The sequence below is a fragment of the Bartonella sp. AU16XJBT genome, from assembly GCF_028618665.1.
Classification (GTDB): domain Bacteria; phylum Pseudomonadota; class Alphaproteobacteria; order Rhizobiales; family Rhizobiaceae; genus Bartonella.
In genome coordinates, this window is record NZ_JAQITF010000001.1 from 288,734 (window position 1) to 303,907 (window position 15,174).

9 protein-coding genes and 1 pseudogene are annotated in these 15,174 nt (G+C 40.5%); 7 read left to right on the plus strand and 3 right to left on the minus strand.

Annotated elements, in window-relative coordinates; translation table 11 throughout:
- Window positions 1–150 precede the first annotated feature (150 nt).
- Window positions 151–4,860 carry an NAD-glutamate dehydrogenase gene (locus PVV66_RS01045; protein ID WP_273717359.1) on the minus strand — a complete coding sequence of 1,570 codons (4,710 nt, stop codon included), beginning with the start codon at window positions 4,858–4,860 and terminating at the stop codon, window positions 151–153.
- A gap of 278 nt (window positions 4,861–5,138) precedes the next feature.
- Between PVV66_RS01045 and PVV66_RS01050 the strand changes: the two genes are divergently transcribed.
- From PVV66_RS01050 to rpsP, 4 genes and pseudogenes are all read left to right on the plus strand, one after another.
- A complete protein-coding gene (locus PVV66_RS01050) occupies window positions 5,139–5,795 on the plus strand; it encodes a carbonic anhydrase (protein WP_273717358.1) in 657 nt (218 codons plus the stop codon).
- A gap of 243 nt (window positions 5,796–6,038) precedes the next feature.
- Window positions 6,039–7,601 (plus strand): signal recognition particle protein, encoded by a 1,563-nt coding sequence (gene ffh / locus PVV66_RS01055; RefSeq protein ID WP_273717536.1) that lies wholly within the window; start codon window positions 6,039–6,041, stop codon window positions 7,599–7,601.
- Window positions 7,602–7,625: 24 nt separating this feature from the next.
- Window positions 7,626–7,954, plus strand: a pseudogene (locus tag PVV66_RS01060) (chorismate mutase).
- A 16-nt stretch (window positions 7,955–7,970) separates the two neighbouring features.
- Window positions 7,971–8,354: a 30S ribosomal protein S16 gene (gene rpsP, locus PVV66_RS01065; protein ID WP_273717356.1), complete on the plus strand. Its 384-nt coding sequence runs from the start codon at window positions 7,971–7,973 to the stop codon at window positions 8,352–8,354.
- A gap of 141 nt (window positions 8,355–8,495) precedes the next feature.
- On the opposite strand, the gene PVV66_RS01070 is transcribed toward rpsP, so the two are convergent.
- On the minus strand, window positions 8,496–8,711 hold the full coding sequence (locus PVV66_RS01070) for a DUF1674 domain-containing protein (protein ID WP_273717355.1): 216 nt from the start codon (window positions 8,709–8,711) through the stop codon (window positions 8,496–8,498).
- Window positions 8,712–8,794: 83 nt separating this feature from the next.
- Between PVV66_RS01070 and htpX the strand changes: the two genes are divergently transcribed.
- From htpX to PVV66_RS01085, 3 genes are all read left to right on the plus strand, one after another.
- A complete protein-coding gene (gene htpX, locus PVV66_RS01075) occupies window positions 8,795–9,841 on the plus strand; it encodes a zinc metalloprotease HtpX (protein WP_273717354.1) in 1,047 nt (348 codons plus the stop codon).
- A 59-nt stretch (window positions 9,842–9,900) separates the two neighbouring features.
- Window positions 9,901–11,265: an RsmB/NOP family class I SAM-dependent RNA methyltransferase gene (locus PVV66_RS01080; RefSeq protein ID WP_273717353.1), complete on the plus strand. Its 1,365-nt coding sequence runs from the start codon at window positions 9,901–9,903 to the stop codon at window positions 11,263–11,265.
- Between the two features lie 64 nt (window positions 11,266–11,329).
- Window positions 11,330–13,045 carry a heparinase II/III family protein gene (locus PVV66_RS01085; protein ID WP_273717352.1) on the plus strand — a complete coding sequence of 572 codons (1,716 nt, stop codon included), beginning with the start codon at window positions 11,330–11,332 and terminating at the stop codon, window positions 13,043–13,045.
- Window positions 13,046–14,748: 1,703 nt separating this feature from the next.
- Here the strand turns inward: PVV66_RS01085 and PVV66_RS01090 are convergent.
- The gene (locus PVV66_RS01090) at window positions 14,749–14,901 is read right to left on the minus strand and encodes a DUF1127 domain-containing protein (protein WP_273717351.1); all 153 of its coding nucleotides are present in this window, start codon (window positions 14,899–14,901) and stop codon (window positions 14,749–14,751) included.
- Between the last annotated feature and the right edge of the window lie 273 nt (window positions 14,902–15,174).

Below are 15,174 nucleotides of genomic sequence, written 5' to 3' on the forward strand. Positions count from 1 at the left end.
GTTACAAGAAATTCTATTGTGATAAGGAACGGGAGTTTTATTTTTGGTGCTGCTCTATCTCAAAATCAAAACTCCCGCTCCATCTTTATTGCTGGTTCGGCTATCGTGGGATAGAATGGGAGTTTTTGAGTGGGGCGTTTTATACTCATTTTAAGTTTGAAAGCCAATATTTTGAAGTTGAGAAATCAATCCTGCTGCAAAAGTAAAACGAGAAATATTGAGATCATTTTCAATAAGAGCGCTAATGCGGTTTGTGATATTGTGAATATCATCTTCTTTTGTTTTTTTCCAAGTGGCAAAAGGATCCTCTTTTTTTCCATAATTTTTGAGGATTTTCATAACGATTTGTCGTAAGCTTTCGGAAACATTTTCTTTGGCTTGGTTTAAAGCCATACTATCATAGTAATCTAGGATAGGAATTGTTCTTCTTGCTTCGTTAATTCGGTTTATACGAATGATCTGCGCAAGTGAAAAATAGATCCCTGCGGTTTTAATAAGATCGCTGTTGCTTTGTTTTGCAATTAAAGAAATATCACAAATGGTTGGAGCAGCTTCCAAAAGAGCTAATTGTTTCGCTAATGCTTTTGGTGCTCCTTCTTCACTGTAGTGTCGTGCTTTTTCTTCAATTTTTTGCTTAATATCGTTATCGTTAGAATGCATAAGCTCTTTTTCAATAACACTACGGGCTTGTTTTATTGTTTTTACAATTTCTTCTAATGGATGTGAGAGATCCATGTTGTACAAACCCCAATTGGTTGTTTCAAAGAGCATTGGGGTCATTGCTGCGTAGAATTTGTTTTGGACAAGACCAGGTATTTTGTTATCAAGCTTATCAATTTGATCAGACAATTGAGGAATTTCAAAACCATCACGGATGGCAATGAAAACGCGAATAATATTTTCAGCCTTTTGTTCTGTTGCATCGTGGAGTTGATTAACAAAAGTGGGACCGCCACGATTGACAATATCGTTGGCAATCAGCGTTGCAATAATATTACGACGCAATTGATGGTTAATAACTTCCTTCTCAAAATTTTCTTGAATTTGGGTTGGAAAATAATTCAGCAAGGCTGCATTGAAATAGTGATCATCAACAATGGGGCTATTGGCAATTTCTTCTTTGAGCGTTAATTTAGCATAGGCAAAAATAACAGCAAGTTCTGGACGGATAAGACCTTTGCCTTGGGTTGTTCTTTGCCGTAAAACTTGCTCATCAGGAAGTACTTCAACTCTGCGATCGAGAAGCTTTTTTTGTTCCAAATCGTGCATAAAGCGTATTTGATAGGGTAAATCAGCAGTGCTTTGACTTTCTGCTAAAGAAAGAGCAAGGGGTTGTAAATAATTGTTACGCAGGACGAGTTGTTCGACTTGAGGCGTCATTTTTTTCAAGAGTTTATTGCGTTCTTCGCGGGTGAGTGTTTTAGCACGAAGGGCTGATGCAAGAACAATTTTGAGATTGACCTCAATATCAGAACAATTCACACCGGCAGAATTGTCAATGGCATCCGTATTGCAGCGACCACCATTTGAGACATATTCAATCCGTCCACGTTGCGTAACACCAAGATTAGCGCCTTCGCCAATAATTTTTGCACGCACTTGTTCTCCGGTAATGCGTATTGCATCATTGGCACGATCACCTACTTGGGCATCACTTTCTGTTGTGGCGCGGATGTAAGTACCAATGCCACCAAACCATAAAAGATCAACAGGGGCTTTGAGAAGAGCAGAGATAATTTCAAAAGGGGTTCCTGTTTGTTTTTCGAAACCAATAGCGCGTGCTGCTTCAGGTGAGAGCGTAATGATTTTTTCTTTTCGTGAGAAGATACCACCGCCCTTTGATAATTTACTTTGGTCGTAATCCTGCCAGCTTGAGCGAGGCAGTTTGAAGAGACGCATACGCTCTGCATAGCTTTCTTCTATGTTTGGATTTGGATCAATAAAGATATCGCGGTGATCAAAAGCAGCAATTAATTTTGTTTGTTTGGAAAGGAGCATTCCATTACCAAAGACATCACCAGACATATCGCCAACACCCACACAAGTGAAAGGCGTTGTTTGAGTATCGTGATTAAATGATTCTCGAAAATGTCTTTTGACGGCTTCCCATGCACCTTTCGCTGTAATACCAATGGCTTTGTGGTCATAGCCTGCTGAGCCGCCAGAGGCAAAAGCATCATCAAGCCAAAAATGGTTTGCTTGGCTGATGGCGTTGGCTGTATCAGAAAAGGTTGCTGTCCCTTTGTCTGCTGCGACAACAAAATAGGGGTCAGGATCATCATGACAGATGACATTGTGGGGCGCACTTATTTTGCCGTTAACCAGATTGTCTGTGATGGAGAGCAAAGCCGTGATAAAGTCCGTATAAGCTTGTCGTGCTGCTTCTATGATGAGAGCACGGTCATTTGTTTGAGGAAGGCGATGGGGATAGAATCCACCTTTTGCACCCGCAGGAACAATAACGGCATTTTTAACTTGTTGGGCTTTGACTAAGCTGAGCACTTCGGTGCGATAATCTAATGCGCGGTCAGACCAACGAATTCCGCCACGAGCAATAGGGCCAAAACGCAAATGGACCCCTTCAACTTCTGGTCCATAAACAAAAATTTCTCGATAAGGGCGTGGTTCAGGCAAACCTTCAATTTGGCGCGGATTTAATTTGGTGGCTAAAATACGCCGTGGACTGCCATCGCTAAGAGGTGTAAAGGCATTTGTTCGTAAACTCGCATCGATAAGATTACAATATCGGCGTAAGATGAGATCATCATCTAAACCAGATACTTTCCGCAATTTTTCTTCGATGCGCTTTTGAATAACCTGTTGGTTTTTTGCCCGTTCTTTTTCCGTATGGCTTTGATGAAATTTGAAATGAAATAAAGCATAAAGCTCTTTGGTAATGTCAGGATAAGCATTTAAAGTTTGGGCGACGCGGTCTTGCGAATAAGGAATTCCAGCTTGTTGGAGATAGCGCCCGTAATGGCGCAAAATAACAATTTCATGCCAATCAAGCTCAGCAGTTTGGGTGAGGGCATTAAAGGCGTCATTATCAGCATTTTGTGCCCAAATGGCTTCAAAGGTTTCGGCAAGCTTTTGACCGTCTTTTTCAAAATCGATACAGAGTTGGAAAATACTTTCTAGTTGCATATCATGAAGATATACGGATTGTCCGTTGCCATTTGGTAATTCAAGCGTTTGTTCCGCGATAACGCGAAATCCCATATTTTCAAGTAGTGGTACACGTTTGGAAAGAGCAAGGGCTTTATGGCGGTGAAAGAGCCGAAGAGAAATGTTCTGTTTTTCTTTGTTTTGCGCGTGATAAAAGGTCACGAAAAGAGGCTTCTTATCATGAAGACTTAGAATATGTCCAGCATCTTTAATGGCATCTTCCGCTGAGAATAAATCACGATAGCTGTTGGGAAATTCACTGGCTAGACGGGTTTGTGGCTCTGTTGTTTTGTGGGTAAGAGCGAAGGTTTGAACACTATCTTCCCAACTTTGTGCGATTGAACGTACATGTTGTTCAAGGGTGGTGCGCTCATGAAGTGGAACAGTTTCGCTACCTTTGCGATGGATAATATAATAGACACGGATAAGGGTGCTTTCTAAAAATAGCGGATAGGATTCAAAAAAGTCGCCTTTATAAAGCTCAACAAAATGTTCGCCAACTTTTTCACGGAGGCTGCTGCTGTATTGGTCACGTGGTACATAGACAAGGATAGAAACAAAGCGACCAAAAGAATCAGTGTGGACAAGCACCCGCAAACGTGGACGTTCGTCGAGTTGCAGGATAAGTTTGGCATTTTCTGTTAATGTATCAACATCCGTACGAAACATTTCATCTCTTGGATAGGTTTCTAAAACACTGATGAGTGCTTTTCCAGAATAGTCAGTACGATTGTATCCAAGGCGTTGAATGATGGTTTGGGCTTTTTCTTTTAAGAAAGGAATTTGCAAAATAGAGCGCGTATAAGCTGAAGAGGTAAAAAGCCCTACAATGCGTAATTCTCCGCAGAGTTGGTCTTCTTTATCAAAGATTTTAAGACCAATATAATCAAGCCAAACAGAACGGTGAATTTTGGAGCGGCTGTTCGCTTTTGTCACAATAAACAGGTTATCACTTTCCATAAAGGATAAGACTTCCTGAGGAGGTTCTTTCATACTTTCATCATCAACAATATGAATAGAAGCATCCGCGAGTATACCAAGTTCAATGTTACTCGCTGTAAAGGATTTTATAGGTTTTTGATCTTTGATGAAGTTGTAAGTGCGCATGCCAAGGAAGATGAAATTATCGTCTGTAAGCCAGTGAAGAAATTCAATAGCCTTTTCGCCTTCTTGTTTGTAGTGTGATGGAAGGCTTGTTTGATAGGCATGAATATGCTTTTCAACTTCTTCAAGCATAGGTTTCCAGTCTTGTACAGCAGCATTAACCTGCTCAAGAACTAAGGTGAGTTCATTTTCAAGTTTTTGTATCTGTTGTTCGTTTAACGACTCGATGTGAATTTGCATCAGACTGATGCGTTTTCCAGAAGCACAATCAAGAATGGGGTGTGCAATCAAATAAATATGGTTTTTATGTTGATTGAAGACATTTAAAATAGAATCGAGAAGGAAGGGTTTGTTATCATTGACAAGAGTGATAATAGTTATAGGTTTGTTATTGCGGGTCAAATTTTGTTCAAAGCAGATGGTATTTTTTCCTGCTTGATGGAGATTGAAAGCTCTTACTGCGATGGCTGCTGCTTTTTGAAGTTCTTTATTTTCGTAATAAACAATATCTTCTTTATCGGTTTGAGCAAAAAGGATCTTTTCTATTTTGTTTGGTGTGTTTTTTGTTTCTATTGTTTTTTGTTGTAACACATTCACTCTCCCTTTTTGCTCTTTGGGTCTTTTCTTGTTTTCATTATTTAAGAGCAGACCATTATATTTTCCTACACTGTAACACTTTCTTCCTAAAGAAAACAGCTCTTTATTTGGAAAGAATGACTTTGTTTTTGTTATTTTTTAGTAATAATTTACACTTTTAAAGAAATATTTTACATCAATGAAGGGGCCTTTTTAGTATTTTTGTATGTTAATAGTTTGTTTTTCTAATTATATGAAATGAAAGTAAAGAGAGAATTAGAAGTAAAGAGAGAATGACCCGTTTACCAGAAAGACTTTTAAGTGGTTACCAAAACTTTATAAATAATCATTTTTCATATAAAACAGCACATTATCAGCAATTGGCGATTGAGGGGCAGAAGCCTGAAGTTTTGGTTATTGCTTGTTGTGATTCGCGTGCTATCCCAGAAATGATTTTCGATGCTAAACCAGGGGAAATTTTCACCTTACGCAACGTGGCAAATGTGGTTCCTCCTTTTTCTCCTGATAACAAATATCATGCAACATCAGCGGCTCTTGAATATGCCGTGCAATTGCTTGAGGTGGAACATATTGTTGTTTTTGGTCATGCCCATTGTGGAGGCGTTCGTACCGCTCTTAAGGAGACGTATAAATCTTTATCGTCAAATGATTTTATTGGCCAATGGATTAGTCTTTTAGCGCCAGCCGCAGAAATCGTTTTGAATAATAAGTCGCTGTCTTGGCCAGAAAAACAAACCGCTTTAGAGCAGCTTTCTATTCGCCATTCGTTGAGAAATTTAGAGACGTTTCCGTGGATAAAGTTCCGCAAAGATCAAGGTATTTTAACACTGCATGGGGTTTGGTTTGATATCTCTAGCGGGAAATTATGGCGTATGGAACAGGAAACAGGTTGTTTTATGTGTGTTGAAGTTGAAAGTCTTAAAGTGTAGTATTTGTTGTTTTTATTTCTTCGTATAAAAAGACATTTTATGATAAAACTTGACAAAGCTGGGGTTTTATTGTTTGAAGGAGCAAGCTTTCAGTGACAAAATTAGCTTGGAGCCACCGACTGAGACCCCAATGCAAGGGTATGAAGAGATCTCAGAGGTCAACATTCGACGGCGCGATGCGTTCTCGGGTGCTATTTTGGTTTGTTCGTTATGTAACTTTGTTATGCAACAATGAGGTAAATGATGTTTGAATCCTTGCAAGAGCGACTTGGTTCTATCCTGTCTCATTTGACGGGGCGTGGTGCTTTGTCGGATCAGGATGTTGCAGAGGCGCTGCGTGAAATTCGGCGCGCTTTATTGGAAGCTGATGTTGCTCTTGATGTTGTCCGTTCTTTTACCGATAGGGTTCGTGAAAAAGCTGTTGGGACTGAGATTGTTAAATCAATTAAACCAGGCCAAATGGTGGTTAAAATTGTTCATGACGAATTGGTTCATATTCTTGGAAATGAAAGTGTTCTGAGTGATTTGAATGCACCAGCGCCTGTTGTTATCATGATGATTGGTTTGCAAGGTTCGGGAAAAACAACCACAACAGCAAAGCTTGCAAAACGTTTCACTGATAAGCACAATAAAAAAGTTCTCATGGCGTCATTAGATACACGTCGTCCCGCTGCACAGGAGCAATTGCGCCAGTTGGGAGAACAAGCAAAACTTGCAAGTTTGCCTATTATTGCCGGACAATTGCCCGTTGATATTGCATCACGTGCTGTGCAGGCTGCTAAATTGGGCGGTTATGATGTGCTTCTTCTTGATACTGCAGGACGTAATCATATTGATGAAGCTTTGATGCTTGAATTGGCTGAAATTAAAGCGTGTTCTCTTCCTCATGAGATTATGTTGGTGGCTGATAGTTTGACGGGGCAAGATGCCGTTCATCTTGCTCGTTCTTTTGATGAGCGTGTAGGAGTTACAGGGATTATTTTAACACGGATGGATAGTGATGGGCGTGGGGGTGCTGCTCTTTCCATGCGTGCTGTGACAGGCAAGCCAATTAAAGCAATTGGAACCGGTGAAAAAATAGAGGCTTTGGAAGAGTTTCACCCCAGTCGTATTGCTGATCGTATTCTCGGAATGGGGGATATTGTTTCTTTGGTTGAAAAAGCTGCTGAAACAATGGATCATGAGAAAGCTGCTGCTTTTGCAAAAAAAATGCAGGCCGGAAAATTTGATTTGAATGATCTTGCAGAACAGTTGCAGAAAATGAAAAAACTGGGTGGAATGGGGGGTATTATGAGCATGTTGCCAGGATTAGGCAAGGTCAAAGAGCAGATTGCGGCTGCTGGTTTTGATGATCGTTTGTTTAATCGTCAATTGGCTATTATTTCATCCATGACTCCCCAAGAGCGTGCGAATCCAGAGCTTTTAAAACATAGCCGTAAACAGCGAATTGCTAAGGGGTCTGGGACAACGGCGGCTGATATTAATAAACTTTTGAAAATGTATCGCCAAATGGCTGATATGATGAAAGCCATGGGTGGTAAGGGCAAGAGTAGTTTGATGGGAAAAATGCTAGGAGGCCTTGGTTCTAAAATGGGATTTGGAGGGATGGGAGGTGCAGATTCTCCAGCTATGCCTGATTTATCGGGAGTGGATCTGAAGCAGCTCTCGACGCTTCAAAAGCAGATTGAAAATGGACATGGAGGGAAGATCTTGCCCGGACTTCCCGGACGTGGTCCTACATTTCCTGGTCTTTCCAATAGCATTGCCGATAGGGGAAAACTTCCTCAACATCTTAAGAAAAAATAAGATGCAAAGAGGGAAAGGAATATGATGCAGGAAACAGTATTGAACGAATTAGCACATTTACGAGAATCGATTGATAATTTTGATGCAACTTTGATTCATATTTTAGCAGAGCGTTTTCGTTGTACGAAAGCTGTTGGGCTCTTAAAAGCGCGTTGTGATTTGCCTAAAGTAGATCCTCTGCGTGAGCAACGTCAGATAGCGCGTTTGCGGCAATTGGCTATGGACAGTCATCTTGATCCTGATTTTGCTGAAAGATTTTTAAAGTTTATTATTAAAGAAGTTGTGCGTCATCATGAAATTATTGCTGAAGAGCAAAAAACAAAAAAGTCAATTTAAACGAAAGCCAGAGCTGACAATAGGAGATAAAATATGGCATTGAAAATTCGTTTGTCCCGTGGAGGTTCAAAGAAACGTCCTTATTATCATATCGTTGTTGCGGATGTTCGTAGTCCGCGTGATGGGCGATTTCTTGAACGTGTTGGTGCATGGGATCCAATGTTGCCTAAAGATGGACCGAGGGTGAAACTTAGTGAAGAACGTATTCAATATTGGCTTGGGCAAGGGGCTCAACCAACAGATCGCGTTTTACGGTTTTTAGATGCAGCTGGCTTAAAAAAGCGCCCAACCCGTAATAATCCACATAAAGGTGAACCGGGCAAAAAAGCACAAGAACGTATAGCCGCAGCAAAACAAGCGGCAGAGGAAGCAGCAGCTGCGGCTGAAGCAGATTCTGCTTCAGCACAAGAAGCATGATTGTTTAATCAACGCCTCTTTAAAAACTTCTAGAAGAATAAATATGATCCGTTTTTGCCGATCAAAACGGATCTTCTTTAAAGGGGTGTTTATTTAAAACGGCGTTGGTTTTTTAAAGTTCAATTTTAGAAATCTATGGCTTTAAAAGTCGATGGCGCGGCCTTTAATTTCCCAGTCTCCATAGCGGGAAGGGTCTTGGCCGCCGCGTCCACCGTTTTCCAACGGTTGTTCCTTTTTTGCTTCGCCTTTTCGCCGTTCTTCAGCCTCTTTGAGGGCACGTTGTGCTGCGGGAGAAAGAGATGGCTGTTTGACGACAGTTGCATTTTTTTTGCTTATTTTTTCATCTTTTTTATGCATTTTAAACCTATTCCATTGAAGAAGCAGAAAGAAAACCCCATCATATAGTATAGATAGTATTTTATCATGGAGTTTTTTGAGTAATGAATATAATGCGTACAGCCATGCTTTTGGCTTTTATGACGGCTCTCTTTATGGGGGTTGGTTATCTTGTTGGAGGGGGCAGTGGTATGGTCATTGCTCTTTTGATGGCAAGTGGTTTAAACTTTTTTTCTTATTGGAATTCGGATAAAATCGTTTTGCGCATGTATGGCGCGCGTGAAGTTGATCAGCATTCCGAACCAGTTTATTATAAGATTGTAAGCGATTTAGCTAAAAAAGCTTCTCTTCCTCAACCAAAAGTTTATGTTATTGATAATGCACAGCCAAATGCTTTTGCAACAGGGCGTAATCCTCAAAATGCTGCTGTTGCTGCGAGTCGCGGCTTGTTAGAGCGGTTGAGTGCAGAGGAGATTGCTGGCGTTATGGCGCATGAGCTTGCACATATTGAGCATCGTGATACCTTAACCATGACTCTAACAGCAACGATTGCAGGGGCAATTTCAATGCTTGGTAATTTTGCTTTTTTTATGGGGGGACAGCGCAGCTCTTCGGAAGATTCTCATGGTGCTGGGGCAATTGGAGGATTTATTGCACTGCTCGTGGCACCTTTTGCTGCCATGCTTGTGCAAATGGCCATTAGCCGTACGCGTGAATATGCTGCAGATCGCAGGGGAGCTGAAATATGTGGTAATCCTTTATGGTTGGCTTCGGCATTGCGTAAAATTGCTGATGGGGGCCGTGGGGTTTATAATGAAGAAGCAGAGCATAATCCAGCAACAGCCCATCTATTTATTATAAATCCTTTGAGCGGTGAGGGAGCGGATAGTCTTTTTTCGACACATCCTGCAACGGCAAATCGTATTGCTGCTCTTTATCGGCAAGCAGAAGAGATGAAAGGGGCTCTTGTCGAAAGTGGGAGATGGAATGAAGAAGGCAGTATGAATAAAAAAAGCAACGAAATGAATTATGAAGATTTGCGCAGTGGTCAGACTCATGCATCAGGTGAGCAAGAAGACAGCACTTTTCAGCGGGTTACAAAACGTCCTTCTTGGCTTCGTTATGAAAATTCAAAAAGATCTCGTTCATAGAGTTTTTGAGAAGATTTCTGGCGGATCTCTTGAGGAAGCAGTGATATAAAGGTGTTATTTTGAAACACAAAAAGGCGGGGCATGTGTCTGAAAAAGATGTTCCAGGATTGGCTGTTCGGCAGGTGTGTGTGCGTCTTTTAGGGGCGGTCATTGATAAGTATACGCCTCTTTCTGGTTTAACGGATAATGAACACGGACACCCACAATATTTAAAGCTTCCACAACGAGATCGTTTATTGTGTCGGGCTATTTTGACAGCTTCATTGCGTCATCGCGGGCAGATTACGGCGGTTCTCTCACGCTTTTTAGCGCGTCCTTTGCCTTCACAAGCACTTTCACTTAAGCATCTTCTACATATCAGTGTGGCGCAAATTCTTTATCTTGATATTCCTGATCATGCGGCTATTGATGTAGCTGTGCGTGTGGCAAAATTTGATCCTCGTATGCGTCGTTTTTCAGGGGTGGTGAATGCTCTTTTGCGCAATGTTGCACGGGAGGTGGCGCCTTTACGCCAACAAGTTCCGACCATTGAAGGTGTTCCAGCATGGTTTTCTCAGCTTTTAGTATCAGCTTATGGAACAGAAAAAGCACACCAGATTATAGAAATTCAAAGTGTAGAACCTTCTCTCGATTTGACAGTGAAAGCTGATAGTGTTGGATGGGCTAAGAGGCTTGGCGGTGTCGTGTTGCCCAATGGTTCTGTTCGATTGAACCGTTTGGAGTGTTCTGTTTCTGATTTACCAGGCTATGGGGAAGGGGCTTGGTGGGTTCAAGATTTTGCCGCAGCGTTGCCTGCTTGTTTACTGGGAGAACTTCGGGGTAAACGCGTTGCTGATCTTTGTGCGAGTCCTGGGGGGAAAACAGCACAATTGGCTTTGCAAGGGGCAGAGGTGACAGCCATTGAGCTTTCTGCTAATCGCGTAAAGCGTTTAAAAGAAAATATGGAACGGCTTCATTTTTCCGTTCACATTTGGCAGGGGGACGTGAGAAATTTCCATCCTACACAGCTTTTTGATGCAGTTCTTCTTGATGCTCCTTGTTCTTCTACAGGAACGATTCGTCGTCATCCAGATATTTTATGGACGAAATCGTGGGATGATGTCATCAAGTTAGCGGCGTTGCAATATGATTTGCTTGTCGCAGCAATTGCTTTGGTCAAGGAGGGCGGGCGGATTGTTTTTTCCAATTGTTCATTGGCAAGAAAAGAAGGTGAAGATCTTATTGAGAAAATTTTATCGACACGCAATGACATTGTTTTAGATCCTATTTATCCAGAGGAAATGGGGGCATTGGCACATTTGCTTTGTGAGGGGATGGTGCGCACGACGCCAGCGGATTTTTGTCATAAAAATTTTGATGCTGAGAAAACTGCGCTTTTAGGAATGGATGGTTTTTTTGCCGCGCGCTTACGAAAAATTGCTTAATTAACGTTTCATTTATAAAAATGGTCGAAATTGTATCTGATTCAGCATAGATGGAGATGTAATTTTGGCGGTTGCGGTAAAAGCTCCTCAGGTAAAAGTGGCAGCCTGTGTCGATACGCTACAACATGTTATGCGGCGTTTATGGGTTGGACCCTTGTTTCGTTGGCGGTTTTCAGGGTTTCGCCCTCATAAAATTTTAGCGCATCCTATTGATCTTCATGTAGCTGATCCGATGATGGCGCATGAATTTTATCACGGTCGTTTTGCTTTTGCTGGTCATATTGTTCATTCTGGTGCTGTTTCGCCATTTTCATTGGTTGCGCCAACGCTGGAATGGGAAGCGTCTCTGCATGATTTTCATTGGTTGCGCCATATGGAAGCTGCAGAAAGTGATTTAGCTGTGGCGCATGCGCGCTCTCTTTTAGAAGATTGGCTTGACTATGCTGGCAAAAAGGTAAAAGGGCTTGCTTGGAGTGGTCCTGTTGTTGCACGCCGTTTGATTTCGTGGATTTGTCACTCAAAAATGTTGTTAAAAGGGGCAAGTGAACGGTTTGAAAAACGCTTTTTACGGGCACTTGGTTTGCAATTTCGTTACTTGCGCGTCACAATTTGCGGTATGGATCATGATGATAAACGTTTACAAGCAGCAATAGCTTTGACGTTCGCCTCTCTTGCTTTGCCTGTTTCTGCGGTCGTGAAAAAAAAGGTACAAACCACGCTTATAGAAGAGCTTTCGCGTCAGATTTTGGTTGATGGTGGGCATATTTCCCGTAGTCCTATCATCTTACTTAATTTATTATCAGATTTATTATCTTTGCGTTATCTTTTTATGCGAAGCAATGAAACAGCACCCCGTATTTTGATTGATTCTGTTGAGCGTATGTTGCCAGCTTTACGATTCTTTATCCACGAGGATCAAACATTAGCGCATTTTAATGGGGTTGGTCCCCTTGTGTCGGAACGGTTATCGGCACTTTTGGAACTTGATGAAACAGATGGGCATCCTTTTAGTTATGCCCGTTATTCAGGGTTTCAGCGCTTAAAAGCCAATCAAACAACAATTCTTGCCGATACAGGAAAATTTCCACCACGCTTTGCCGCCCAGCAGGCTTGTTCGGGTTGTTTGTCTTTTGAAATGTCCTCACAAGGACACCGTTTTATTATCAATACCGGCGTTGACCCTGATGGGCGGGAAGATTATCGACATTTAGGGCGTGTTACTGCAGCCCATTCAACAGCTACACTTAATGATTGTTCGGTGGGCGTTTTTTACAAAAAAAAGAAAAATGGTGCTTCCTTTTTGGTTGATGGACCCAAGGAAGTTCAAGTGCGCCGTATAGAGGATTCAGAGAAAACAGGTTTTATTGCTAGCCATAATGGTTATGTGCGACCCTTTAACCTTATTCATGAGCGTGGTCTTATTTTGGCGACAAGTGGAGATATGATCGAAGGCTTTGATCGCTTTTTTATGCCCAGTAAAGGGGGAAAGAGACATAAGAGGGCGCAAAGTGAACAAGATCATGTTGCTGTTCGGTTTCATCTTCATCCACAAGTTAAAGTTAACTATGATGGTGAGCGTGTGTGTTTAGTGGTAAAGAACGAGCACATGGAGGATGAGCAAGTATGGTACTTTATTTCGCCTGATGCGGATATTTGTCTTGAAGATTCGATTGATTTTGCCGAATTAGCAGGTCCGCAAAAGACACAGCAGATCGTTTTATATTTTCGCCCTGCATTTCAGGAAAAAGTTCGCTGGCGTTTTATCCGTAAAGCCGTTTGATAAAAAATCAAAACATTGTTCCAACCTGTAGTCTATAGGGTTTTATCTTTGTATAAAACATCATCGTTTATTGCGGTAATAGCCTATTTAAGGACCATGTAAATTTTTATACGTACGTATTTTGTGGGCGTATGGAATGGATATTTTGAAGCAAAGTTTGCCTATGGAATCCCATAAGGGAATGCTAAGAGGGGTTTCCTCTAGCAGAAACGGCACTGTTGACAGACTCTTATTTACAGATCGGTATTGGTTAAGAATCTTCATTCTTTAAGGGGGTGGAGAGAAAATTAAATGGTTGCTTATCTTTAAAAAGTTCTGGAGTGCTACTATGATCAATATTCCGCTCTGAGCGAGTTGCACGTTTAAGATAATAAAATATTTTCTTGCAAATTTATACTCTTGTTAAAAAAAACGTTTCTTTTATTACCCTTATTTCACAATGGTGCTCGTATAGAGTATAACGTAAAATTATAGAGCATAATGTAAAATTCTTGGCAAATGGTGTAGGGTTATTACACCTCCCCTTTTTCTCTTTATTTGGTTTTATGACTTTCAAAAGCCTCTAGAAGAGTATTGTTTAAAACAATATGGATCATGCTTTATTTCACACTTTCAATAAGTTAAGATATTGATTTATATTGTTTAAAACTTCAATGAAAATTTCGAAAATGGTAAGATTTTATCGTTGCGAATTTGTTCAGTTTAAATCAACGCATATATTTGTAGGCTCTAACGAGGGGTGGTGTGTAAACTTGCTGTAAGAAAGGGATAAAAATAGTTTTTCTGGACACTTTCAAGCGCTAAGGGTTGTTAGAACATTGAAGGATAATGGTATTTTACGCCTTTTATTTAAGCGTAAAGGAGAGAATGTTTAGAGGATTTTCTTCATAAGTATTACCATGGCGAGAGGGGGATGACGCGCATTGAGAGATATTTTTTTCAAACAAAAGCGTATGAGTGTGCACCATATGATGATGTTTTAATTTTGAATTTTCTATTTTGCGTAGGGGATATAATTTTTTATTAAAGAGCGAGAGAAAAAGGTGAGGGAGTGCACCCATTTTTTAAAAGATATAGATGTTTTTGAAGTCGTAAAACCGAATTAAAAAATGACGGTAAAGATGTGAATAGTTTTTTATCTTTGAGATTTCATATTTTTGCTAAACTAGGTTGTTTCTCATTTTAGAAATAGACTCTATCATATTCTTGCTCCCATCTCGCATATAAAAACTGATAGAGCAAAGCAATTAGATTACCTTAATCTTTGTTTTGATCACATTATTGCTGCTTATAGCGCAACACTTTGGAATCATCACATACCCTTTGCTAGTTTCCAGTGGCATCCGTTGGCGCTTGAGACGGTTCCTTATAAGCCTTTTTAGTTCTTTTTTGTATGTTTCATTCCACGCAAACACTCCTCGCTTGTCACAAACAAGAGACACGGTTTTAAAAGACTTAGAATAATACAATCAATAGAGCATCTCACCCAATACATAAAATAATAGACACCCTTGATAAATCAAAAGTCATTCATCATACATTGAAAATTCAAGAAACAAAATCACAGCAAGAGTGCAAGGAAAATCCTCTCAGAAAAAACTCCTTCTGCTTTGTGTCGTTATACTAAAACTGAAGTTATAGAAACCAGCCCCAAAATTCCTGTTTCTTTATAGCAAGGCATTCTCTCAAATATTCTTCAAATCTTAGAAAGATTTACGCGAATAGTACCGTGCAACTGAATCAATATCGCCTCGACAAATGCCAAGGTCATTGAGTTCATATGTTGAAAGACGGCTCAACGCATTAACGGTTCGGCGATAACGGCGCCAATTACTATAAGAACGTAGAATATTCATATCCTGTACTCAAACTTTGTTACACTCTTCAGCTTAAGATAGAGCATATTCTTCAAAAGAGTTGTGCTATAATGTCATAGCAGGCATGCATCTACATACAAAAAGAAACCCTTTAACACATATCTTATGTAAAAGGATAACTTAGCTATTTATAACGATAATATCTTATTGCTAAAACAATGGCTAAATTATTGCGCATTTTCTGCGGTAATAACTTTTTCATTACGCGTAGATTCTCTCGATTGAATAACTGCTTCCACTTCAACGATTATC